The sequence below is a fragment of the Arthrobacter sp. Z5-13 genome, from assembly GCF_056499105.1.
Genome location: NZ_CP096460.1, coordinates 3,486,118 through 3,508,162, shown reverse-complemented (window position 1 = coordinate 3,508,162; position 22,045 = coordinate 3,486,118). Strand labels below are relative to the sequence as shown.

Annotated in this window: 22 protein-coding genes; 11 read left to right on the top strand and 11 right to left on the bottom strand. The window is 62.1% G+C overall.

The window, feature by feature from the left end; translation table 11 throughout:
• The gene (locus tag M1E02_RS16360; RefSeq protein ID WP_479375266.1) at positions 1-381 is read left to right on the top strand and encodes a hypothetical protein; all 381 of its coding nucleotides are present in this window, start codon (positions 1-3) and stop codon (positions 379-381) included.
• Here M1E02_RS16360 and M1E02_RS16355 read toward each other — a convergent pair.
• Entirely contained in the window at positions 375-872 is a 498-nt protein-coding gene (locus tag M1E02_RS16355) for a DinB family protein (protein WP_479375265.1), read from the bottom strand. The genes M1E02_RS16360 and M1E02_RS16355 overlap by 7 nt on opposite strands.
• Before the next feature lie 107 nt (positions 873-979).
• On the opposite strand from M1E02_RS16355, the gene M1E02_RS16350 reads away from it, so the two are divergent.
• From M1E02_RS16350 to M1E02_RS16340, 3 genes are all read left to right on the top strand, one after another.
• Positions 980-1,426: a DUF309 domain-containing protein gene (locus M1E02_RS16350; protein WP_479375264.1), complete on the top strand. Its 447-nt coding sequence runs from the start codon at positions 980-982 to the stop codon at positions 1,424-1,426.
• Between the two features lie 131 nt (positions 1,427-1,557).
• A complete protein-coding gene (locus M1E02_RS16345; RefSeq protein WP_479375263.1) occupies positions 1,558-3,054 on the top strand; it encodes an APC family permease in 1,497 nt (498 codons plus the stop codon).
• A gap of 18 nt (positions 3,055-3,072) precedes the next feature.
• Positions 3,073-3,867, top strand: a complete 795-nt coding sequence (locus M1E02_RS16340; RefSeq protein ID WP_479375262.1) for an alpha/beta fold hydrolase — start codon at positions 3,073-3,075, stop codon at positions 3,865-3,867.
• Between the two features lie 81 nt (positions 3,868-3,948).
• On the opposite strand, the gene M1E02_RS16335 is transcribed toward M1E02_RS16340, so the two are convergent.
• From M1E02_RS16335 to M1E02_RS16320, 4 genes are all read right to left on the bottom strand, one after another.
• The gene (locus tag M1E02_RS16335; protein WP_479375261.1) at positions 3,949-4,413 is read right to left on the bottom strand and encodes a TM2 domain-containing protein; all 465 of its coding nucleotides are present in this window, start codon (positions 4,411-4,413) and stop codon (positions 3,949-3,951) included.
• 238 nt (positions 4,414-4,651) lie between these two features.
• A complete protein-coding gene (locus M1E02_RS16330; RefSeq protein WP_479375260.1) occupies positions 4,652-5,848 on the bottom strand; it encodes an MFS transporter in 1,197 nt (398 codons plus the stop codon).
• Between the two features lie 132 nt (positions 5,849-5,980).
• Positions 5,981-6,775, bottom strand: a complete 795-nt coding sequence (locus M1E02_RS16325; protein WP_479378191.1) for an NAD-dependent epimerase/dehydratase family protein — start codon at positions 6,773-6,775, stop codon at positions 5,981-5,983.
• A 44-nt stretch (positions 6,776-6,819) separates the two neighbouring features.
• Positions 6,820-7,704, bottom strand: a complete 885-nt coding sequence (locus M1E02_RS16320) for a ScbA/BarX family gamma-butyrolactone biosynthesis protein (RefSeq protein ID WP_479375259.1) — start codon at positions 7,702-7,704, stop codon at positions 6,820-6,822.
• Positions 7,705-7,849: 145 nt separating this feature from the next.
• Between M1E02_RS16320 and M1E02_RS16315 the strand changes: the two genes are divergently transcribed.
• From M1E02_RS16315 to M1E02_RS16305, 3 genes are all read left to right on the top strand, one after another.
• Entirely contained in the window at positions 7,850-8,461 is a 612-nt protein-coding gene (locus M1E02_RS16315; RefSeq protein WP_479375258.1) for a ScbR family autoregulator-binding transcription factor, read from the top strand.
• Between the two features lie 220 nt (positions 8,462-8,681).
• A complete protein-coding gene (locus tag M1E02_RS16310) occupies positions 8,682-12,413 on the top strand; it encodes a hypothetical protein (protein WP_479375257.1) in 3,732 nt (1,243 codons plus the stop codon).
• Positions 12,410-13,921 carry a hypothetical protein gene (locus tag M1E02_RS16305; RefSeq protein ID WP_479375256.1) on the top strand — a complete coding sequence of 504 codons (1,512 nt, stop codon included), beginning with the start codon at positions 12,410-12,412 and terminating at the stop codon, positions 13,919-13,921. The genes M1E02_RS16310 and M1E02_RS16305 overlap by 4 nt, the downstream gene beginning before the upstream one ends.
• 159 nt (positions 13,922-14,080) lie before the next feature.
• On the opposite strand, the gene M1E02_RS16300 is transcribed toward M1E02_RS16305, so the two are convergent.
• The 3 genes from M1E02_RS16300 to M1E02_RS16290 all read right to left on the bottom strand — a co-directional run bounded on the left by M1E02_RS16300 (position 14,081) and on the right by M1E02_RS16290 (position 15,720).
• A complete protein-coding gene (locus M1E02_RS16300; protein ID WP_479375255.1) occupies positions 14,081-14,656 on the bottom strand; it encodes an adenylate kinase in 576 nt (191 codons plus the stop codon).
• Between the two features lie 139 nt (positions 14,657-14,795).
• Complete coding sequence (locus M1E02_RS16295) at positions 14,796-15,017, bottom strand: hypothetical protein (RefSeq protein WP_479375254.1); 222 nt, start codon at positions 15,015-15,017, stop codon at positions 14,796-14,798.
• Between the two features lie 178 nt (positions 15,018-15,195).
• A complete protein-coding gene (locus tag M1E02_RS16290) occupies positions 15,196-15,720 on the bottom strand; it encodes a GNAT family N-acetyltransferase (protein WP_479375253.1) in 525 nt (174 codons plus the stop codon).
• Between the two features lie 61 nt (positions 15,721-15,781).
• Here M1E02_RS16290 and M1E02_RS16285 point away from each other — a divergent pair, with 61 nt between their 5' ends.
• On the top strand, positions 15,782-16,186 hold the full coding sequence (locus tag M1E02_RS16285; protein WP_479375252.1) for a dihydrofolate reductase family protein: 405 nt from the start codon (positions 15,782-15,784) through the stop codon (positions 16,184-16,186).
• Here the strand turns inward: M1E02_RS16285 and M1E02_RS16280 are convergent.
• Positions 16,183-17,748, bottom strand: a complete 1,566-nt coding sequence (locus M1E02_RS16280) for a serine hydrolase domain-containing protein (protein ID WP_479375251.1) — start codon at positions 17,746-17,748, stop codon at positions 16,183-16,185. The two genes, M1E02_RS16285 and M1E02_RS16280, sit on opposite strands and share 4 nt — an antisense overlap.
• A gap of 277 nt (positions 17,749-18,025) precedes the next feature.
• Here M1E02_RS16280 and M1E02_RS16275 point away from each other — a divergent pair, with 277 nt between their 5' ends.
• From M1E02_RS16275 to M1E02_RS16265, 3 genes are read left to right on the top strand one after another with little or no spacing between them, the layout of a single operon-like run.
• Positions 18,026-18,310, top strand: a complete 285-nt coding sequence (locus M1E02_RS16275; RefSeq protein ID WP_479375250.1) for a hypothetical protein — start codon at positions 18,026-18,028, stop codon at positions 18,308-18,310.
• Between the two features lie 3 nt (positions 18,311-18,313).
• Entirely contained in the window at positions 18,314-19,519 is a 1,206-nt protein-coding gene (locus M1E02_RS16270) for a cupin domain-containing protein (RefSeq protein ID WP_479375249.1), read from the top strand.
• Positions 19,509-20,471, top strand: a complete 963-nt coding sequence (locus tag M1E02_RS16265; RefSeq protein ID WP_479375248.1) for a sucrase ferredoxin — start codon at positions 19,509-19,511, stop codon at positions 20,469-20,471. The genes M1E02_RS16270 and M1E02_RS16265 overlap by 11 nt, the downstream gene beginning before the upstream one ends.
• Before the next feature lie 127 nt (positions 20,472-20,598).
• On the opposite strand, the gene M1E02_RS16260 is transcribed toward M1E02_RS16265, so the two are convergent.
• Both M1E02_RS16260 and M1E02_RS16255 read right to left on the bottom strand, forming a co-directional pair.
• On the bottom strand, positions 20,599-21,351 hold the full coding sequence (locus tag M1E02_RS16260) for a phosphotransferase (protein WP_479375247.1): 753 nt from the start codon (positions 21,349-21,351) through the stop codon (positions 20,599-20,601).
• 114 nt (positions 21,352-21,465) lie between these two features.
• Entirely contained in the window at positions 21,466-22,044 is a 579-nt protein-coding gene (locus M1E02_RS16255) for a dihydrofolate reductase family protein (protein ID WP_479375246.1), read from the bottom strand.
• Position 22,045: the final 1 nt, after the last annotated feature.

The following is a 22,045-nucleotide window of genomic DNA, read 5'->3' as shown; positions in this document are numbered from 1 at the left end:
ATGCGGGATCTGGCTGTACCCGCGGGAGCATTGATTGGCTGGGCCGGGATGTTCGTTCACAATCTCGCCGAGTTGCCCCGGCATGGTTTTCTAAGCCCTGAATCACTTATCCCATTCCTGATCACCGCCCTGTTGGTGGCCGGATGGTTCTCACCATTTCGGCGCGCGGCCACCATGGCGTTGCTTGTCTGGGGGCTGCTGCATTTCGTCGGCGGCGGTGTGCTGAGCGTCCTTCCCTTGCCGTTCCTACCATTCGCGCCAGAGCAGGCCCTCAGCCATTACCTGTTCCACGGTATTTACGCCTTGGCCCAGCTGCCTCTCGTCTTTGGCGCCGTAGCATGGCTCCGTGCGCGTGAGCGGGTGAACGGCGCCCGCTATTGATCCAGCAGTTGCTCGCGCAGAATGTCGGCGTGGCCGCAGTGCTGGGCAAACTCGCGGATCGCATGGAGGTACATCCAGCGCAGGGGGAGCGGGCCCCGCCGGTTGCCGTGGATCAGATCGTCCAGCCCCAGCGACGCAGCCAGCTGGCGGGATGCTTCGCAGGCCTCCAGGTGTGCCCGGCGGACGCTGGCGATGGTGTCGCCGTCGTCGAGTATGAACGACTCGTCAGGGGTGGCGGGGATGCCGATCTCGGACCGGGGCCGACGTGTGATGGCTTCATCGAACAGGACTTTCTCCACGAAAATCGCGTGCTTCACCAGGCCCAGCAGCGTGGTGCGGGACGGCACCAAGGACCGGCGAACCTGCTCCTCGGTCAGCCCGTCCAGGCAGGTGTTGAGTTCGTGCCGGTGTTCGTCGAGGAACGCCTCGAACTGGGCGCGGGCTGGCAGGTTGATGACGTCGTCGGCGGCCGTCGCGGGGAGGGAAGACATACGTGAAGTATGCCAACGCTGGGGGCCGGGAGCAATTTGCGGCAAGGCCATAGGCTTGGGCCTATGAAGGTTCACGAGGTTCAGGGGCATTCAGAGCGGCAACAGCAATGACGGGCGACAGGGACCGGGATGCTTCAAGCCGCCCACGCCAGGCCCGGCCGCGGGACGCTCTTGGCCGGCCGCTGCCGTACGGAAGCGCTGGAGTCGAGCCGGTCTCGGAGGAGCCGCTACCCGCGGCGGAGACGTTGGTGTCGGCCCGAAGTCTTGTGGAAGCCGGCCGCCCCTTTGCCGCCCATGAGGTACTGGAGGCCCGCTGGAAAGACGGCCCGGCCGAAGAACGCAACCTTTGGCAAGGACTCGCCCAGATCTGCGTGGGGCTCACCCACGCGGCCCGCGGGAACAAAGTTGGTGCGCTGCGGCTCTTTGAGCGCGGTGCGGCCCGGATTCAGGAGTACAGTTCCGGCCAAGGACCCACCTACGGGCTGGACCTTCCCGCCGTCGTGAATTGCGCCCGTGACCGGATGGACGGCGAATCCCAACCTACCGGAGACTGAGGGACACGGGCCTCGGAACAGTTCCGCCACCATCTTGCCAAACTGCCCCTACAGAGAGACAGTGAAGTAGGTCTTCGGGGCCGGATGCTGGCCCCGCTGTAGGGAATGTGTACCGGCCGTGGAGGAAAACCATGAGCACCATACCTGACGAAGTCTTCGACGTAACGCCCGAGAAGGACGAACCGAAGCTCAAACGGGTCCTCGGGCCCAAGCTCCTGCTCCTTTTCATCGTCGGGGACATCCTGGGCGCCGGCGTCTATGCGGTCACCGGCACCATGGCCGGCCAAGTTGGCGGCATCGTTTGGCTGCCGTTCCTGCTCGCCTTCATTGTCGCGACGCTGACCGCGTTCTCCTACCTTGAGCTGGTCACCCAGTATCCGCAGGCTGCGGGGGCGGCGCTCTACACACACAAGGCGTTCGGGATCCACTTCGTCACGTTCCTGGTCGCGTTCGCCGTCGTCTGCTCCGGTATCACCAGCGCGTCCACGTCCGCGAACGTCCTTGCCCAGAATTTCTTCGGCGGCATGGAGATCAATGGCTGGATGGGGGTGCCCGGGCGGGAGATGATTACCGCCGTCGCCATGGGCTTTATGCTGCTGCTCGCGGCGATCAACCTGCGCGGTGTGGGGGAGAGCGTGAAGTTCAACGTGGTGCTCACCCTGGTGGAGATGGTCGCGCTGTGCATCGTGATCGGCGTCGGCTTCTTTGTGCTGACGCAGGGCACCGGGAATGCCGGCGAGATCTTCGTCTTCAACGATTACCAGGACAAAGGCCTCTTCCTGGCAGTTACCGCAGCCACGTCCATCGCGTTCTTTGCCATGGTGGGCTTCGAGGACTCGGTGAACATGGTGGAGGAGACCAAGGAGCCCGAAAAGATCTTTCCGCGGACCATGCTCACCGGCCTCGGCATAGCGGTGCTGCTCTACATGCTGGTGGCAGTTTCCGTGGTCAGTGTGCTCTCGCCCACCGAGCTTGAGAGCATCCGCGAGGCTGAGGGCGCCGCGCTCCTTGAAGTGGTGCACAAGGGCTCGCCGGACTTCCCGATCGACAGGATCTTCCCGTTCCTGGCCGTGTTCGCCGTCGCCAATACCGCCCTGATCAACATGCTCATGGCCAGCCGCCTGATTTACGGCATGGCCAAGGCGCGCGTCCTGCCCCGGGCGCTGGGCAAGGTACTGCCGACCCGCCGGACGCCGTGGGCAGGCATCCTGTTCTCCACCGTTCTCGCACTGGGGCTGATCTGGTACGTCAGCAGCGATCCCCGCAGCAATATTGTGGCCAATCTTTCGGGCACGACGGCGTTCCTGCTGCTTTGCGTGTTCACCGTAGTTAACGTGGCCTGCTTGGTGCTTCGCCGCAAGCGGGACCCCGACCGCAAGGTGTTCTTCACCTCGCCCGGGCAGCTGCCGTTGCTGGCGGCCCTGCTGTGTGCCTTCCTCGCAGGTCCATGGGTGGGCCGGAACCCCATCCAGTACCAGGTGGCCGGATTGCTGATGGCCATCGGCATTGTGCTGTGGTTCATCACCTGGCTGATCACGAGGAGATCCAACAACGAGCCGGGCGAACCCGTTGGCACCCAGAACATCGGCAGGGACGATCAGGTCCCGCCGCCCCCGCTCGGCCACTGACCTCGTGTTGTGGAGGGAATGAACGACGACGACACCGGCCGCCGCCTCGAAGTCAACGGCGCGTCGATCCACTACGAGGACCATGGTGAAGGACCGGCGATCATCCTGATCCACGGCGGGCTGGGTGCAGGGCCGGAATGGGGTCCGATTGTTTCGCTGCTGGCCGCAGAGTTCCGCGTGATCACGCCGGACAGCCGCGGTCATGGCCGGTCCACCAACCCGGCCGGCGAACTTTCATACGGCGGGATAGCCGAGGACACTGCAGCGCTGATTACTGCTCTCGGGCTGCGGCGACCAATAGTCGGTGGCTGGAGCGACGGGGGACAGATCGCCTTAGAGCTCGCTGTCCGCCACCCGGCGCTCGCCGGCGGTCTGATCGTGGGAGCCGCTTACCCTGATTTCGACGCCGGTGGCCTCCGCGAAGCGCACCGGGCGCTGCTCGGCGCCGACGACGACGGCGTCCCTGACCTTGCGTACCTGGACGACCAACTCGGCGAATGGGCTGACCACGTGAAGAAGCAGCACCGCGGGGGAGAAGGGCACTGGCAGAGGCTTATCGGGCAGACGGCGAAGATGTGGCTGGGCTACGAGGGCCTCCATCAAGAGGAGCTTCAGGCAATCCGGATCCCGACGTTGGTGCTGGCCGGCGACCGCGACGAACTGATCCCGCTCGAGCTTTCGGTACGGCTGTATCAGAGACTGCCACAGGCTGAACTCGCCGTTGTACCCTCGCTTGGCCATGAGGGACCATCTTCCGGCCGTGGGCCATTCCTGGCCGACGTGATCCGGGACTTCGCCCGCCGTCGTCTATGACCGCCGTCGTCTATGACCGCCGTCGTCTCAATCCTGATGCCTCACGGCGCCGGCCCGTCCGCATGAAGGAGCCCTCTTGGGTCAGCCGCAGCCGCACGTTTCGCCGCCGCCCGCGTTAGCGACCAGGGCGTAGTTGAAGATGATGCTGAGGAGAACGACGGCGCCGGTCACTATGAGCGCGATCGTTCTGTGCTCGCCGTATCCCGCCAGCGGGAGGCCGAGCTTGTCCCGCTGTTTGTTCGTCAGGACCAGGATGAGGTCAACAAGCGCCCAGACACCAACGCTTCCAAGGGTGACCAGCTTAAGCAGTCCTGTACCGATCTTGCCCAGGTAGAAGCGATCGACGCCCAGGACGCCTACCAGCAGGGCAAGCAGCCAGGTGATGAGGAAGGACTTGCTGCTAACGTCAGAGCCGCCCCCGGCAGGGCCTCCTGGAAGGGGTGCCGGTGCTTCCGGGCGAGGAGCCGAGGCGGTGACGTATGGCTGCGTGGATACAGGTGAGTGCGCATCGGATTGTGCCGTGCCGGACGGCTCTGTTGAGCTCACTGTTCGCTTCCCCCAGAAGTGCGTTTACGGATAGCCGCCCGATACAGCACGTCTCAGCGCGGGGGCGGATGCTAGGAAGTATTCCACAGGGCGCGCCATTTCCTTTAGGGCAGTCAGCCTGTCGGTAAGCGCAGTGCCTCCCAGATCCGGGCCGCGACGGCGTCGACGTCCAACACGCAAAGGGAACCCCCGCAACAAGGCGAGGGTTCCCTCAAAGACGCTTCAGTCGCTGCTTTGATCAGGTAGCGGCGCCCGTCATCGCCGGCTCTTTGACCACGGCCGGGGTGGGGATTCTGTTGGACGGTAGCGTGATGCCGATCAGCAAAACAACGAGTGCCAAGGCAGTGATCCCAGCGCCGATCCACAGCGGCGAAACGAAGCCGAGACCGGCGGAAAGGGCGAGCCCACCCAGCCAGGCGCCGAGGGCGTTACCGACATTGAGTGCGGCAATATTCGTGCCAGACGCCAAAGTTGGTGCGTCTTCGGCGAACTTCATGATCCGCAATTGCAGGCCAGGTGCTGTGGCGAGGCCGATGGCGCCCATGAGGAGCAGACAGATAATGGTCATGATTTGGTTCTGGGCGGTTAGCGCGAAGACAGTCAGAATCACCGTCAGTGCTCCCAGGATAATGGCCAGAGATCCGGTGACGGAACGGTCGGCTGCCCTTCCTCCGAGGAAGTTGCCCACGAACGTTCCTGCGCCGAAAAGAACGAGAAGCCAAGGCACCGCAGAGGAAGCGAAGTTACTGACTTCGGTGAGCGTGAAGGCGATGTAAGTGAATGCTCCGATGAGGCCACCGAAGGAAAGTACGCTGAGAAGGGCGGAAATCCATACCTGGGGCCGGCGGAAAATGCCCATCTCGGCGCGCAGGCTGCCACTCCCAGTCGCTGCGGTTTTGGGGACCAGAAGCTGGACGCTGATCATGGTGATGAGACCGATGATAGTGAGGGCCCAGAAGGTAGACCGCCAGCCGGCCTGCTGACCTAGGAAGGTACCTAGAGGTACGCCGACAACATTGGCCACGGTAAGGCCTGCGAACATCAGGGCGATGGCGGATGCGCGCTTGTTACGAGCGACCATATCGGCCGCGACGACGGCACCAACACCGAAGAACGCGCCGTGGCAGAGTGCAGCCACGATACGGCCGGCCATGAGCATTGAATAAGTAGGTGCGATCGCTGATATCAGGTTGCCTGCGATGAACAGAACCATCAGTGCGACAAGAGACTTCTTGCGGTCGAAGCGGGAGATGGCCGCGGTGAGTGCGATAGCTCCGACGGCAACACTGAGGGCGTAACCGGAAACCAGGTAACCGGCCGTCGATTCAGTGATTCCGAAATCCGCGGCCACCTCAGGCAGAAGTCCGACAATTCCGAACTCGGTGAGTCCGATCCCGAAACCGCCCAGGGCTAGGGCTAGGAGTCCTATGGGCATAACAATCCTCTTTCAGATCTAAGTTGTGGTCCCTCAAGGGAGAGCCATTTGTTTGGATGTGCCGGCTTAAAATCGGCGCAGATGCCCGCCAACATATGGATGCTGGCAAGCAAATAATTAGCTACCTGTTCGTCACAACGTCGTGCAGGTGCAAGTCAGAAAGTGATCTACGGCAAGGAACCGCAAGTCATGTTCGAGCTGCTTATCGGGGGAGGCGCGGGCGTACGCCAATGCCCGGTCCCAGGCAAAGTTATTGTGAGCGGGTATCCTCCCACTGGCGCGAAGTTCAGCGATGATCTCGGACCGCAGCGTCGTAGGTTCAGGTGCTGCGGCCAAACGTATGCCCCCGCGTAACGGGCCATCGATGGCTGCTGAAATGAGGTCGCGGGCCAGGTCATTAACGTTGATAACGCTGTGCCGCGCTTTTCCTCCGGCGACCCACCCCAGAGCGGCGACCAGGTCCGCAGCCCGCGGAAGGACCCAACGGTCTCCGGGGCCGATAACAAGATGCGGACGTATCACCACGCCTCCGGTGTTCAAAACATAGCGGTCACCGGCGGCCCGGGTCCGGCTGACCTCTGATACGGGGGATTCACGAAGTGAATGGATCTCACTGCCTGACCACGGCCCCGGACCGTAGACGGCGGCGGTCCCCAGGGCGACCATGCGGGCGCCTCGGGCGCTTGCTTCCTCAACAAGGGACTCGGTCCCGAGATCATTAACGGCGGCTAATTCGGCCGGTGTGCCCACGACTCGGTGACCGAGGTGGATGACAGCGTCGACTCCCTGAGCCAGCCGGCGCACGGTGAACCTGTTTGACAGGTCAACCGATCGCAGCTCGTCACCGGGCTTTATCACAGGCGGAGGTGTCATGTGAACCGCCCAACGGACGCGGACTCCTGGTCGGCTGGCAAGCTCACGAGCCACGGCGCTGCCGACAAACCCCGAGCCGCCTGTCACAAGGAGCGCGGTCACAGGGAGCAGCCCATATCGACGTCGACAGCGTTTCGGCCGTACTGGAGGACTCGGGTGGTCGTCCCGGCTTTCGTTTTGGCGACAGTGATCGAGGCCTCAGGAACCATTTCAAGGTAGTGATGGAACCGGGCAGTGAAGGATGTTGGCTGGGTGCCCAGGGTGAAGGTATGGGCTTGGCGGGCGGCTTCGAGCACTACCATGCCCGGAACATGGTCCGCTGGATGATCGAAGTGGATACGATGGCTGGTGTCGATTGCCAGCCGCAGTGCACCAGTATCGTCCAGGCCTATCAGCACGTCATCTGGCGCACGACATCCCACGGAGGCCTGCGACAGCTTGGACAGGGAGCTCACATGGGTTCGCGGTGTCATAGCTCCCCGCATCCGCTCGTAGAGGTGAGGAGGAAGGACGGTTAGATGACCGGATCCGCGAGCGAGGAGGATCCCGCTCTGGACGAACTCCAAGTAGATATCCATGGTGCGCAATACGCCCTTTTGGCTCCTGCGGGCGTGGCAGACGACGATCGCCTCAACGCCGATAAGAGGGCCTGCAGGGACGCTGAGGACTTCAGCGGACAGACTTGACATGACAAAGGCCCAGCCCAGGGGCACACCATAGTGAGCGTGAGAGATGAACAAGCCTGCCTGACGGACGGTCTCGCCCGCTAAGAGGACGTCCAGTGCGCCCTGGGCTTGTTGGAAGTAGGGATCAACGCCGGTGAAGTTCGTCTGCAGATTGAACTGATCGGGCCCGGTCTGATGCCAATCCGCCAGGAGGCATGACTCGGGGTATGTCCTGTGGGCGAGCCGGCTAGTGGCTGCCCGGTCCGCTCGATCGCCGTTGATCGGAGTCTGCGCCAAATTCTCGGCTCGTGCGAGCATGATGGATCCCCCGATGTGAGTTAAAATGTCAATAAGAAAACCGCACAGACGGTTTCCTTAACTGAAGATACGCGACTCTCGGTGAGTGCTGTCAAATTACTGCCGAATTTGTAATGAACGTTCATGATCAGAAGAGAGATGAAAAATGCAGAAGCGTGCCAAGACGACGCGGGACACGGTACTTTTGGCGGGTGCCAGGGTCTTTGAACGGCACGGATTCGCTGCTGCCACGATCTCGGAAATCCTGACAGAGGCTGGCGTGACCAAGGGCGCAATGTACTTCCACTTTGAATCCAAGGAAAGTCTCGCAAGTGCCATCATTGCCGAACAGTCCAATTGGCGGCAGGAAAACACCAAGCCTGCAGAATGTCCGGTTCAGCGGCTGATTGACCTCAGCTACCGTTTTGTCCAGGCCCTGCGTGTCGATCCACTGGTGCGGGCCAGCATCCGGCTGACCCTTGAGCGTTCCACGTTCGACATTGATGAAGCTGAAGATCCATACGGGAACTGGATTGAAGCCGTCAACGAGATCCTCAACGAAGCCGAAGATGAGCTGGTCGTAGCGCCCAGTGTGGCAGCTAACGTCATCGTGTCGAGCATTACCGGCGCGCAGCTGGTGTCGCAAGCGCGTTCCGGGAGGGTCGATTTGGCTGAGCGAATCCATGACGTCTGGAAGGTCCTGTCTCCCGGGCTGGTCGACGACCGAACCCTACGCAGGCTGGATCTCACTGGCAGCAAGGGTGCCACACTCGCCTGAGCCTGGCCCCTCCCTCTTCGGACTTAAAAGGATGACCTGACCCGTTTCGACGGGGGTGTCTAGTGTCACTTGAAAAAAAACCGCGCATGCGGTTTGATATGTCGGGGATAGCAACGGCGCCCCTTGGGGAGAAGCCGCCGGCCGTCCACTGATTGCCTCTGGTTCGCCCCAAATCACTTGCACAAAACCGCACGAAACGGGGAAACCGAGCATGACGACCATGACAATGCCTGACGAACACACCGATAAACGCAGCCGACGGACCACCTTGGCGGAGAGTCGCCGTCTGGTCGGGATCTTCCCTGGCCTTGGTAGCAGGTCGGCGTACCAGGATTTGGGCCGGGGCCTGCTTGATTCTGGGATTCCTGCAGTGGTTGACGTTTACCGCGAAGCGGCACGAACCCTTGGTTACGGGGATGAATGCGCAAAGTTGCTGATGGTGCCGGAGAACTTGCCTCAGGGTCCGTTGGAGAAGCAAGGGTTTATCGGCGTTGCCCTCTTGGTTCACAACCTGGCTCTGGAAGCGCACCTGCGCGCTACCACCGAGGCGAGCGGTGCCCGAATCAGCTTCATTGCCTATACAGGAGAGAGTTTCGGCATCCTCGCCTCTGCCGTGGCGAGCGGCGCTCTCTCTGTCGGTGACGGCGTTCGGTTGGCCCAGGCCTTCACGCCGATGATGCTTGTGGCCGCTGAAGGCGCTACCCCACCCGATGACCGGCTTGCTGAACATGTGGTCCGATATTTGCCTGACAGCATCAAAGGGCGGCAGCTAGTGCCGGAGGCAGCCCACGTGGTCGGGTTGAAGGCCGAGCCCGCGACCCTCGCCGCGCTGCAGGACGAGATAAGGCACGCCTTCTCGGCCATCGATGTGGAGGTCCATAAGTTATATTCACGCCGCCAGATCAACGTCTATGTGCGTGCCGGGGCCAAGCCCGGCTTTGAAACCTTCATGGAAAACCACCCGGCGGTGACTGCCGAATACCTCAAACCGCCAACGAAGTTTCTTGCGCATTCCGGGCGTATGCGCGACGTCCGCCGCGCATTCCAACGGCTTATCGAGGCCGAAGGGATAACGTTTCACGATCCGCGGGTCCCTGTCGTCGCTAACAATGCCGGTGGGTTCCTGACCACCGCCCACCAGATCCAAGACGCTGTCCTGGCCATGTCAGATGAGGTGATGGCTTCCCGTGCCACGGCCGAGACGGTGCTCACTCTGGACCCGGACATGGTCGTGGAAGTGGGCCTGGGAGGAAGGTCTGTGACATTGCTCGCGGAGAACGACATCAATGTGCCTGTGATGGCGTACACCGGCGCACCTGAGAACACTGATCTCTTTATTCGGTCGGTGAAGCTCGTGGGCAGGCTGATGGCAGACCTGCACGAGCTTCACACCATCGGAACACAGCTGACCGAGATTCACTACGACACTTTGCGTCAACTCTTCCAGCTTGCATCACGTAGTGATCTATGTGAGCAGTATCTACAACGCGCCATGGGCCGGGTCATACTTGATGAGATGCTCCAGGCCGACCGTGCCGGGGCACCGACCTTTTACGAGCTTCTCGAAGTGTTCCAGAACACCAGTACCTTCCGGGACAGCGTCGACATCGCCAGTGGCGAGCTCGTCGTGCGGGCTCGCCAAAAGAAACGCATTGACGGTGATCCGGCCGGTCTCGGCCACGTTTATACCGAGCTTAAGGTGATTACCCAAAACAACCATGTGGTGGACCGGCTTGCGGTGAACCTCACCAAGCCGGAGACCGTTGTGCTTCACTTCGACCGCTTGGCTGGTCTCACGACTGCGGATTTGGACCGCAGGGCGCAGCAGCTTGTCGACGCGCCACCAGTGACAGCAGAAGTGTGGCGCGAAATCACAGATAGCCTCCGGCGTGCTTCGTACGGTGAGTGGCGCTTTGTTCCCGGGACTGACATGAGCCGCGTTGCGTACCAGTACGCCCTCGCTCGGCTGTTGCATATCCACCGGCCTTCTTTGACCGCGCAGAGCAACTATTACCTCGAAGGCAGCGACAGGGTCGGCTGGTTGACAGCCCTAGCCGTGAGCGGCAGTGCCACGCTGCCTGACATAGCGCGTTTCTGCGCCGACGGACAAGGCCACGCTGCCATGAAGCGGTTGTTGGGCTCACTCAAGGCAGCCACTATCCCGGTCGTCTCCCCCGAGGGGGTCCCGCTGCTGGGCACCAAGGATCTGGAGGAGGCAACCGTCGCTGTCCTGGGTGATTCCCAGGGCGGTCTCGGCGATGACGTCCGTCGCATTCACCTCAACGGAAACTGCCAGATCATCGCTCTCGGAACCGCACTCAGTCCCGAAAGAATCGACGCAGGCCCCTTCCACACGGACGTGATTACTGTCGTAAACCCGGCAGAGATTTGGCAGATGCGTGTCAACCCCGGCCTTGACGACTTCGAGAGGCAGTCTACGCTTGGCCTCACGAACGAGAACGAGCAGGTGGTGCGCTACGCCCAGGGACGACGCCTGCTCTGCACGAGCGTCTACGCCTACATCAACGCCAACGAGCGGATCGTCGGGTTCGGCAAGGGTGGAAGCGAATCGATGACAATCTTCGTTCGCAGGGACGGGGAGGAAACCATCACGGTCCGCAAGGTCCTAAGCGAGGCTCTGACCACTGTCCAATGGAATCGCGATGGTAAAGGAGTAATGCTCCCGCCGTTCGCCAAAGCCAAAAAGCAGGCCGAGTATCTTCAGGCCTTACCCGAATCCGCGTGTGACTACTTTCCTCAAGTACTCAAAATCGTCGAACGCGATATTCCGGTCCCTCAGCATCTGCAGCAGGATGGCAGGAACACCTACCGCGAGTTGATCTATGAAATGAGCTATATACCAGGAGAAGAAATCAGCCGCTTCATCGAGAAGCACACCCCGCCGCCAATCGTAACCGCCCGTCTCTACGAGCAAGTGATGCTGCTCCTCCACGAACGCGTCCACAGCGTCAACCGGACCCCAAACCAGACTCACACTCTGGAAGAGTCGTACTTCCGCAAGATCGAGGATCGCCTCGACCTGTGCCGTCGGACAGCACCGGCGACGTTCAGCGCCAGCCTGCTGGACAACGACACGATCGTCATCAACGGCATCACTTACCTGAACACCCTGGAACTACTGCGCCAGTTCCGTAGCCATCCAGAATACCTGGAGGTCCTTGAACCCCGCTTCCATTCTCTGGTGATGGGCGACACCAATACCGAAAACATCAAAATCAGCAGAGTCGAGCCGCTGCTACGAGCACAACAAACCGTCGAATCAGGGGCCTCACCGGCCGAGATCCGTGCAGCCCTGGATGCCATTACGCCTGCCAGTCTCGGAATCAAGTTCCTTGACCCCAGGGCGATCGGGTTTCACAGTGCTGGCGGAGAGACCCGAGACGACGCAATGTATGACAACAAGCCCTGGCACAACTCGATCGGGCACTACGACGAGATTCACTTCGAGCAGTTCGACCTTCAGGTCCAGACGGGGCCCGGCCAACCCGCACGGATCGAAATCGCATTCCATGAGGGCAATCCATACCAGCGTGCCTACCAGGTCCGGGACGTAGAGATGACCGGACTTGCGGTCGATCATGCGAACCCGCGAGGCATGGAGGATTACTTCCGAAGCGTGATGACAGCAGCCCACGACCTCGATAACCCAGACTCCCACCACCTGAGCAACGACCCCTACTGGCTCATCAGGTTCGTTTTCCTTATGGGCACGCACTTCACGGCAATGCCACCGTTCCACTTCCAGGCGGAGCTAGATGGCTCTTTGCTCGATACGTACCAGACACAACGCAGGCCAGTGGCCATCTACTGCGAAGGCATCAAGTGGCTGAACTGGGCCCTCGAACTACTCCAGGGGAGTCGGACCGACTTCCTAGGCATCGATGCACCTGATCTTCCATTTTCCTCCAGCCTGAAGGAAGAAGCCGCATGATCACTACAATGCCTGTGTCCAGCCTGGCTGACCTGACCACCGAGTCCCGCATGATAGCAACACCATGGAGCCGCATGGTCCGAGGGATTGGACTCGGTCAGCACCCCATCGAGTATGACCCCGTCATTGCGTCCCAACTCCGCGAAACTCTCGATCACCTGGCAGAAAAGGTACCAACGAATACTTTCACCACGTACTCCCGGCTTCTGACTAAACTAATCCTCGACATCGCCGATCCCAGCACCATCACTTCGCCGAAATCCATTGAGTCGGACGTGAGAGAGGTCGTAGCCGCGCTCCGGGAAGAGCCCAACCCCTACTTCAAATTGATGGCCGGCTGCATCCTCATGGACTCGGTAGCGAAGCTCGGCCTCGACCGAAGCCTCCTGGTCAATAGCAGGCTCGATCTTCCCGGCGAGATGCTTGGGATGCTCGAGGACATTCATCCGAACCAAATCAACGACGAAAACCAAGGTCACCACGGCGACTACGAAAAGCTCTCCGCCAGCGCCGCCGTATTCTTGGCCATTGGCCAACTGGGCCTGAAAGCCCGGCTCGTAACCGGCTCCAGGAACCACATCACAGAGGCCTTGGACCTTCTGAACCGTGTCCCGTCCCCCTTTTTCCGCGGCAGAGGCGGATCCATGCTGCTGTCCGTGATCTCATTGCTCGGGTACGACCAATTCATCTTCGATCAAGAGACCGACTACATGAAGCAAACTCTTGACTGCATGGACCGGGCCGACGAAATTGACCCGCCGGTTTTCCCGAACCCGATGACGCCAAGCTTCGCCAAGGTCTACCCGCTGGTAACTATGCTCAACGCGATCGCCATGTCCGGCCGCGACGAATACCTCAGCTACCGCAAAGACCGGCTGGCTGAAATCAAGAACCTTATGGGCACTATCTCACCGGTGGAACGCACCCACATGGGCCTGTACTACATTGTGGCACTGCACAACCTTGGCCAACTGTCGAACGAGCTTCCCTCTCTTGACGAGTTCGTTGAAGGCATCGTCGGCCAGTGGCACCAGATCGACCCCGGCGACGGCTTTTTTCTCAACGGCATCGCCTACCCATACATGATCCAGACCGCGATGATCACGGGGCGCATGGACCTCATAACAGACGAAACTATCGGACGGCTCGTCAACTCGTTCCCGGACCTTGATCGGACCGATTTCGATCGAACCAACCGGCCTTACCCGGTGAGTTACGTCCTCAGCATCCTCGGAGAGATCGGCGCTCAAGACAGGCTTTTCACGCCCAGTAGCCACTACCAAAACAGTTCCCCAATGGCTTGGGTGATCGACCATATGTCACCGAACGGGCACGAGGAAGGGCCACGACTGAACATGCTCAACCACGCCCTGCTGAGTTACGCGCTCCGTCTCAGAGGCGAGGATCGCCGCAGCACTGACCTGTTCTCAAACTTCCATTTAAAATCGGTCAATCAGCAAGCGCCAGAGCATAAGGAACGACGGGGCTGCCCACCTTTCTCTTTGTAGTCGAATCTCTTTGTAGTCGAAGACCCTAAGGGAGAATACCGCCGCTGCGGCTGGCCCGAGTCTGGGTAGGGGAAGTTACTTACGCCTCCCAGACTCGGGCATCTGCATAAGAGGTCTTCCTGGCCGGGATCCATGCCTCCGACAATGAGACCTATGCTCCTACTGCGGGGGTAACCGCAGTGCTTCCCAGATCCGGGCCGCGACGGCGTCGGGATGTCCCATGCCGTCCACGTGGAGCAGGACCCCGCGATCGGCATAGCAGCCGAAGAGTTCCTCGGCCTCGTCGGCATAGACCTGCAGGCGGCGTTCGATCACTTCGGGAGTATCGTCCGCACGGCCTTGTTCGCCGGCGCGCTGAAGAAGTCGGACGACGATGTCAGACCTGCCAGCATCAAGTACCACGATGGCGGTGAGGTGGACGGAAGATGCAGCCAGCACAAGATCCAGTGCCTCCACCTGCGCGGCGGTTCGGGGGTAGCCGTCCAGGATAAAACCGTCCCGGGAATCGAGCTCCTCGAGCCGGTGGGAAACCAGCTCATCCGCGATCTCGTCCGGAAGATAGTGGCCGGAGCCCATGAGGTCCCGGATCTGGAGGCCCAGCGGCGTTTTATTGCGCACCTGCTCACGAAACAGGTCTCCCGTGGAGATCCACGGAACCCGGAGATGGCTTGCCAGCCGAGCCGCCTGGGTGCCTTTGCCCACTCCTGGAGGACCCATCATCAGAATTCGCGTCATCGCAGAGCTCCTGTGCCCGGCCGCGCAGGAGACCTGCAGGGAGCTCCTGCCGGCTGGCGCCGTTCGTTTCCTAATTGTCCCACCAGATCGGACAGCCTCTATGGGTATTTTGGCTGTGGAGGACAACAGCCTGTTGAGGCTACGATCGCAAGGCGTCCGCCCTTACCCACTTGCCCGTGAGGAAGACGTCAAAGGCAGCGACGGGAATAACAGCAGCAAGGAAGATCCATGCGGGTGCACTCGTGGAGAAAACCCAAAATCCGGTAGCCAACAAGACCGCGGCCGATACATAGTTATAGATGCGTCGCCGCGGTGTTGCGATCCGCGCTTCTGACCTTTCGTGCAGGTACTTCAGCATCATGCTCCTCCCAAAAACTTCAGCTACAGTACCTGCCACTGTAATTGGAGTACGACGACGGCACCCGTCTAGAAGCGCCGCTCGCCTCAGGTGTACATGAGTGAATCCGCCCGTCCATCGCTTTCAGTAGCGGCCAGCGGATAGGTCCATCCCTGCACTAAAGATGGGGAGTTAGGCAGCTTCAGCAGACTGCGTGCTCATACCAGTCATGGGTGTCGCCCGTCCCGGCAGCCGGCGTCGTCAGGGTGAAGCCGGCCCGAATGGCCACTGCAGCGGACAACACGTTTCCTGGTTCGACTCGTATCAGAGCCGAACGCACCGAGGCGTCGCCACGCAAGAACTCCAAAGCAAGGCTGACCGCGCGAGTGGCGAACCCGCGACCGCGCCAGCAAGGGTATAGCCCATAGGCCAAATTGGCCTGCCCGGATCGGTAGGCGTCTTGTCTTAGCTGGACGTCTATGGTTCCAACGAGGGTATCCTTTGACGCGAGCCGAATGGCGAAGGTGAAGACGGGTCCACCGTTCTCCCACATCTGCTGAACCTGCTCGACATACCGCCGAACGGATTCGGTGGTGCCAGGGCCGCCGTTCAGCCAACGCACCAACTCGGTATCCTCGCCGGCAAAGTGGTCTGCCGTATCTTCAACCCGCAGTGGGCGTAGCACAATGACCCCGTCGCTGAATACCATCTCGCCGGTTTCCGACATGCCCCCGATTCTAGATGCAGACCGAATAACGTCCCAACGGGGAACCCCTTACAAACAGAGCTTGCAAGCTCAGAAATCGGTTCACAATCTCGCCGGCCGGCGCACCGTAGAGCAGGTCGACCACTGGGGCGGCGACCATCACGGCATGCAGATCTTTGTGCCCAGCCACCGGCCGCCCGGTCCCTCAGTGGCGAACTACCCGCTAGTGACCTACGTGACCGACGGGATCGAGAGCGCGATGGCTCAGGCCAAGGCTGCGGCGGACGGCCGGGACGTGTTGGTGCACGGTGCGTACACACCGCAGCGGGCCATCGAGGCAGGTGTGCTGGACGAGCTGCAGATTGACCAGATTCCGGTGCTGTCCGGCGGTGGGCGGAGATTGTTCGAGGTACTGGCGTCACGCGTAGAGCTAGAGGTTGATGGATACACCCGAGGCCACAACATCCGCTACCGCATCCGGCGCTAAGTGGCTGGTGGGCGCGTCCACATAGTCAGCAGCAGCCACAGCGTTCGGGGGACCGGCCAGATAATTGCCAGCGCGAGCACCGGCACCAGGCTGAGTCCGACGTCGGGAAACTGCCGGACGATGACGGCCAGGTTGGTGTCGAACTTGGTGGGGGCGTAGATAAAACACAGCCAAAGGGCAAAGCCGTCGAGTACCAAAGCGCCAGCCGCGAGCGCCAGAGGCGGCAACCGCCGTCGGCCTCCAATGGGTACCCGGAGCAAAACCCTGAACGAGAGCCACAGGCTCAGGAGCTCCAGGAGCAGCAGCCCCAGGGAAACCGCCCAGCTATAGCGCTGAAGCCAGTCCTCGGGCACTACCGTGGGGACTGGGTCTTGCCCGTGGAGAATGCGCAGCACATTGGTATCGATGGCCTTCAGCCGGGACGGCGCGGACGTGTCGTTGCCATTGATCACCAGGACGACGCCAAGCTCAGAGTCGGGAACCAGGGCCTGGTAGGTGTGCGAGTTACCCCATTCCCCCTGATGCTCCACGAGCAAGGGCAAAGTCTCCGGATCGGGCTGCAAAGCGGGATCAACGGACTCCACCAGCGGTCGGGTGAACCAGCCCATGGCATACTCCTTGGACTCGTCGATCTGCACCCGCGGCTCAAGCAACGTCTCCACACTGGCTGCTTGGAGGATGCGCCGATCACCGTAGCGGCCCTCGTCCAACAGGGCGATCAGCTCGTGGCTCTTGTCCTCGGCGGAGGCGAACATGGTGGTCGAGGGCATTCCGGTGGTGCCTGCGGGCACTTCGGTCCGCAGCCAGAATGAGCCGAGCCACAGAGAATGCCCGGCAGCCATGTTGTCCTTGAGCGCAGCAGCCCGAGATGTGTGGCCATGCGCCATCTCCAGGGGGTCGAAGACATGCTGCTCCATGTACTCCCCGAACGGCTGGCCGGAGACAGTCTGCACCAGCAAACCCAGGATGTTGAAGTTGGCATTGGCGTAGCCGAACGCCTCACCCGGGACACCCACGAGCGCGGCACCTGACAACGCGCGCACACCCACTTCAAGGGCCTCAGGGCCCTGCGCGGTGGAAGCCTCGAACGCGGTGTCCTTGGAAGCCATGCCGCTTGCCTGATGCAGTAGATGCCGCACCGTGATCTCAGAGGCGCGGCTGTCCTTCAACCTGAACCATGGCAGGTACGTCTGCACCGGCTCATCCAGCTCCAGCCGGCCTGCCTCAACCTGCTGCATCACGGCAATCGCGGTGAGGGACTTGGTGGTTGAAGCCAGCATCACGGGAGTCTGCGGTGTCATGGGCCGTCCGGAGTCGGCGTTGCCAAATGCTGCCGAATGCACCTGCACCCCGTGTTGGACGACGACGACGGCGGCTCCCGGAATACCAATATCGTCGATCTGCTCCTGCAGGTACCGGTCCAATGCTTCGTAGCCCTGCTCGGTGGCAGTCGGTCCTGCCGGTACTCCCGCAGCGACGGCTGCCCCGCTCACGCAGGCGAAGAGAACCGTAGCCACGAGGCATGACAAAAGACGTCGCGATGACCAGGAAATAGCTCGCATGCCCCACCCGCACTTCTGCCGACCGTCCCCTCACGGTAGGACGTGAGCAGCGGGAAAACAACGTACCGCGTGCCAAGAAGAGGGGAGTACGACGGCGGCGCTCGCCGCCCACCCGCGGCCTCCTAAGATTCTGGCTCCAGAGGTGTAAAAGGGCTGTTCCGCAGTGGGCCGGTGCCGTTAGTGTGATCACGGGCGGTGTCGCTGAAGGATCGCCCGGTTGGGTGATCAGGTGCCGGTGACGGAGCTGATCCTAACGATTCGATTCTCGGGAGGAAGCATGACCAGTCCAGAGCAGGATCCGAGCCAGGAAGGCCCTGCGGACGGTGGCGCGTCCGGCGTCCCAGGTATGCACGACGGCGGAGCCGACGGTGGTGCCGACGGTGGTGCCGACGGTGGTGCCGACAGCGGAGCCGATGGTGGTGCCGATAGCGGAGCCGATGGTGGTGCCGATAGCGGAGCCGAAGGAGGCGCAGACAGCGGAGCCGATGGCGGTGCTGACGGAGGAGCTGACAGCGGTGCCGACGGGGGAGCCGATGGAGGAGCCGCAGGACAGGGCATCTGAATTTTGAGCACCACCCGCACTGACTTCCAGGACCCCGCTGCCGTAAAGGGCGGCGGGGTCCTGGAGACACGTCTGATCAACATTGGCCGTGAGAGGTTCGCCGCTGACATCTGGGGGCGAACGGCGCTGCTTACACGTTCCGCCGGCGACTTCTCCGATCTGTTCTCGGCAGACGCCGTCGACGAACTGATCTCGCGCCGTGGACTTCGCACCCCTTTTCTCCGAGTCGCAAAGGGTGGCACAACATTTCCCGACGCGTCATTCACGTCTCCCGCCGGCGTCGGCGCCACCATCGGTGACCAGCTCGATGACACGGCACTTTGGCGCAAATTCGCCGACGGCGCCACGCTCGTCCTGCAGGCTCTGCACCGCACCTGGGAGCCGGTCTCGGACCTCAGCAGCAGGCTGAGCACCGAGCTCGGGCATCCGGTGCAGGCCAATGCCTACATCACGCCCCCTCAGAACCGGGGCTTCGATGATCACTATGACGTCCACGACGTCTTCGTCCTGCAGATCGAGGGCACCAAGCGCTGGATCATCCACGAGCCTGTGCACCCGGACCCGCTGCGCGACCAACCCTGGACAGACCGCCGCTCCGACGTGGCCGAGGCCGCGAAAGGCGGGGCCTACATTGATACTGTGCTCGAGCCCGGGGATGCGCTTTACCTGCCGCGTGGCTGGCTGCATGCCGCCCAGGCGCAGGGCGAGGTCTCCATCCACCTCACGCTCGGCATCCACAGCTGGACCCGCTACGCGTTGGCCGAACAGCTCGCCCAGGCCGCGCTCGCCGCGCTGGGCGACGATCCCGAGATGCGCCGTACGTTGCCACTGGGCGTCGACCAGCCAGACGGGGAGATCGACGTCGTCCGCGAGCGCCTCGCCGCTGCCCTCGCTCAGGCTGATTCCACTTCTTTGTTCCATCGCACCCGGCGGGGACAGGGACGCCCCGCACCTCTGGGACCACTGGCCCAGCTCGCCGCCGTCAGCGGGCTGGGCCCCGCGTCCCGGGTGCGCTTCCGGGATGCGCTGGAAGCCCGGCTGGAGGGCGCCCGCTTGACCACGCGCGTCGGTTGGCTCGACTTCCCGGAGGCCGATCTCCCGTCTGTGAGGCGCCTCCTCGACGGGGAGGTTTACACCGCTGGTGATCTCGGCGTCGAACTCGTTGAAAGACTGTTGCGCGCGGGGGTCCTCGTTCCCCTTGAACAGTGATTTGAACAGTGATTTGACCAGCGATGTGAACGGTGACGTTGCCGCCACGGCCGAAGTGGCCGCCACGGAGCGCTTCTTCTGCTCTGAAGCCGCCCGGTTGCGCGGCGATCCCATTGCCGGCACGGCGTCGCACGGCGTCGTCTGGGTCCTCATCGAGCACCGGGGCGGGTGGCCGCTGGATGGCTTCGAGGGGCTTGATCTCGAGCCTGAAACCAAAGCGCTCGTGTTGGCCGCCGCGAAGGCTGCGCGGGCGCGCGTGCTGCTGGTGAGGCGGACCGGCCCCCGCCGCCGTGAGGGCCAGAGCCATTGGGCCGTACTGCGCCATGAGAGCTCAGGCGCCTACCGTCAGCTATGGGGAACGTGGAGCAAGGATGAAGATCTGGCCGGGATTGCCACAGCCCTCAGCGCCCCCGGAGAGCTCGGCCATCCGCCCGTCATCCTGGTCTGCACTCACAGTCAGCGTGACCAATGCTGTGCCGTGTGGGGGAGGCCCGTGGGACGTGCCCTGAGTGAGCGCTGGCCGGAACTGGTGTGGGAATGCTCGCACATTGGGGGTGACAGGTTCGCAGGCAACGTTGTTGTCGCTCCCGACGGCGTCTACTACGGCCGTCTGGATGCCGAGTCATCTGTCACCACGATCGAAGAGCACCTGGCCGGCCGTATCCACGGGGAGTATCTGCGTGGCTACACGGATCTCGTCCCGGCGCAGCAGGCCGCAGTTGCGGCTATCTTAAGACGTTTCGGCCCGGTCCGCCGGCATGACTATGTGGTCGCGGGGACCGTCCGCGACGGCGATCATTGGCGGATCCGCGTTACCGGCCGCCCGCCTCATCCGGCGAGTGTCGACGTCGAACTGGAGGCCCGCCGCGCCGCGCCGCACCAGTTGACCTGCCGGGGAACGGCCGCGAGCTCGGCCCTGGTCTATGAGGTCACCTCAATCAGCGCCGTCTGAGGGACGCGTCAGAAACGGCTGTTTTTGGACCCATTTGGTTCAGCGCGTGGATCCGGCGACCTTCTGTAGGTCAATTGGATTCCACGATCGTTTCTGACCACTGGGTGGATGTACGTTTGAGGAAAAGCTACCGGGCAGCCCGCACCGTTTCGGCCCAAAGTGACTCGTTGTCCCTCACGAACTGGGTCACGGTGTTCCAGTGGTCCCCATGGCCGGTCGTGTACATCGTCCCCCACGGTTCGGATCCCGTGACATGGGAATTCTTGAGCAGTTCATACATTGCAGTTGTCCGTTGCCACATGGTGACCGGGAGCGCTGCCCGGAGCTCGTCGTCGGCACCGTAGCCGTCAATAAAGGCCGCCAGGGCCCGCGCCGCCTCAAGTGGATCCGCCGATGCATCGTTCAGTGTGAATGCCTGCGCGGCGTACGCGAGGTCCCATAGACGCGTGCTCGGTGCGGCCCCGTCCCAGTCGATGAAGACCCATCGCTCTCCGATGAGGAGATTCCACGGGGCCAGGTCGTTGTGGCAGATCAGCTCGGCTCCGGGGGCCGGAATCGGTGTGGTCCAGGTTGAGTCGGAGCCTGGCACGTAGGCTGCACTGGCGTCGTGAATAGCGCGCACCAGGCGGCCTACTCTGGACAGCGCGGGGAGCGACAGCGGGGGCGAGTCCATGGCAAGGCAACCGGGGACAAACTCTGTCACTTGTCGCCCCTGGGCATCCTTCCCATAGACGGCAGGCACATCAACGCCAGCGTCGCTCATGGCTCTCATGTATGCGAGCACACTCGGTGTAGCGGCCGTCCATGGTTTGCGTACTGTCGATCCGACGCGCACCACACCATCGGTGGCGTTGCCGCCAGCCAGGAGAACCTCTTCCATCCTGCAAGCCTAGCCCTGACGCCCCGGCGGCACTCCGTAGAGGGGTCGATCACCGCACTTTTGGTGCCCGTTAGCCGAACGCTCACCTGGGAATCGGAGGTGTCCGGCGTGCTTTCAGGCGCGGTCGTAAGTGAGGACCCGCAAGCCTGAGTCGAGCAGGGTCTCGTCGACAGGCCGGAACATGTGGGGCTGGAACGGACCGTCGAAGAGCGGGATGCCAGATCCGATGATTGACCGGTTCTGCTTGAGCACGAGCCGGTCGATTTCTGGCAGCAGCGAGTGGGCGAGCGTGCCGCCACCCACCAGCCACAGGTCCTTGCCCTCTTCGGCCTTGAGCGCGCGCACCCGTTCCAGGGCGCCGGAGCGGACGATCTCGACGGCGGGATCGCGGCTTTCCAGCGTGGTCGAGAATACGAGATGGCGAAGGTGGGGGTACGCGTCGGTCAAGCCGGCGGCGAGGCCGATCTCGTAGGACGCCCGTCCTTCAAGGACTGTGTCGAACGTCCGACCTGGATTGCCGATGCCCAGGGCGGCCCGCGCCGGGCCGGGAAGAGTCTCGGGGTAGTGCTCGACGATGTACTGGAGAACATCGGGCGTCAGTGGGAAGTAGTCCGCTCCGCTTGGGTCAGCACCGTCCGGGCCCGCGATGTAGCCGTCGAGGGTCGTGGCCACGTAGTACACGAGCTTCCGCATA

Coding starts and splice junctions, on each gene's coding strand:
- M1E02_RS16360 (WP_479375266.1), top strand. CDS start 1: ATGCGGGATCTGGCTGTACCCGCGGGAGCATTGATTGGCTGGGCCGGG.
- M1E02_RS16355 (WP_479375265.1), bottom strand. CDS start 872: ATGTCTTCCCTCCCCGCGACGGCCGCCGACGACGTCATCAACCTGCCA.
- M1E02_RS16350 (WP_479375264.1), top strand. CDS start 980: ATGACGGGCGACAGGGACCGGGATGCTTCAAGCCGCCCACGCCAGGCC.
- M1E02_RS16345 (WP_479375263.1), top strand. CDS start 1,558: ATGAGCACCATACCTGACGAAGTCTTCGACGTAACGCCCGAGAAGGAC.
- M1E02_RS16340 (WP_479375262.1), top strand. CDS start 3,073: ATGAACGACGACGACACCGGCCGCCGCCTCGAAGTCAACGGCGCGTCG.
- M1E02_RS16330 (WP_479375260.1), bottom strand. CDS start 5,848: ATGCCCATAGGACTCCTAGCCCTAGCCCTGGGCGGTTTCGGGATCGGA.
- M1E02_RS16320 (WP_479375259.1), bottom strand. CDS start 7,704: ATGCTCGCACGAGCCGAGAATTTGGCGCAGACTCCGATCAACGGCGAT.
- M1E02_RS16315 (WP_479375258.1), top strand. CDS start 7,850: ATGCAGAAGCGTGCCAAGACGACGCGGGACACGGTACTTTTGGCGGGT.
- M1E02_RS16310 (WP_479375257.1), top strand. CDS start 8,682: ATGACAATGCCTGACGAACACACCGATAAACGCAGCCGACGGACCACC.
- M1E02_RS16305 (WP_479375256.1), top strand. CDS start 12,410: ATGATCACTACAATGCCTGTGTCCAGCCTGGCTGACCTGACCACCGAG.
- M1E02_RS16300 (WP_479375255.1), bottom strand. CDS start 14,656: ATGACGCGAATTCTGATGATGGGTCCTCCAGGAGTGGGCAAAGGCACC.
- M1E02_RS16295 (WP_479375254.1), bottom strand. CDS start 15,017: ATGATGCTGAAGTACCTGCACGAAAGGTCAGAAGCGCGGATCGCAACA.
- M1E02_RS16290 (WP_479375253.1), bottom strand. CDS start 15,720: ATGTCGGAAACCGGCGAGATGGTATTCAGCGACGGGGTCATTGTGCTA.
- M1E02_RS16280 (WP_479375251.1), bottom strand. CDS start 17,748: ATGCGAGCTATTTCCTGGTCATCGCGACGTCTTTTGTCATGCCTCGTG.
- M1E02_RS16275 (WP_479375250.1), top strand. CDS start 18,026: ATGACCAGTCCAGAGCAGGATCCGAGCCAGGAAGGCCCTGCGGACGGT.
- M1E02_RS16260 (WP_479375247.1), bottom strand. CDS start 21,351: ATGGAAGAGGTTCTCCTGGCTGGCGGCAACGCCACCGATGGTGTGGTG.
- M1E02_RS16255 (WP_479375246.1), bottom strand. CDS start 22,044: ATGCGGAAGCTCGTGTACTACGTGGCCACGACCCTCGACGGCTACATC.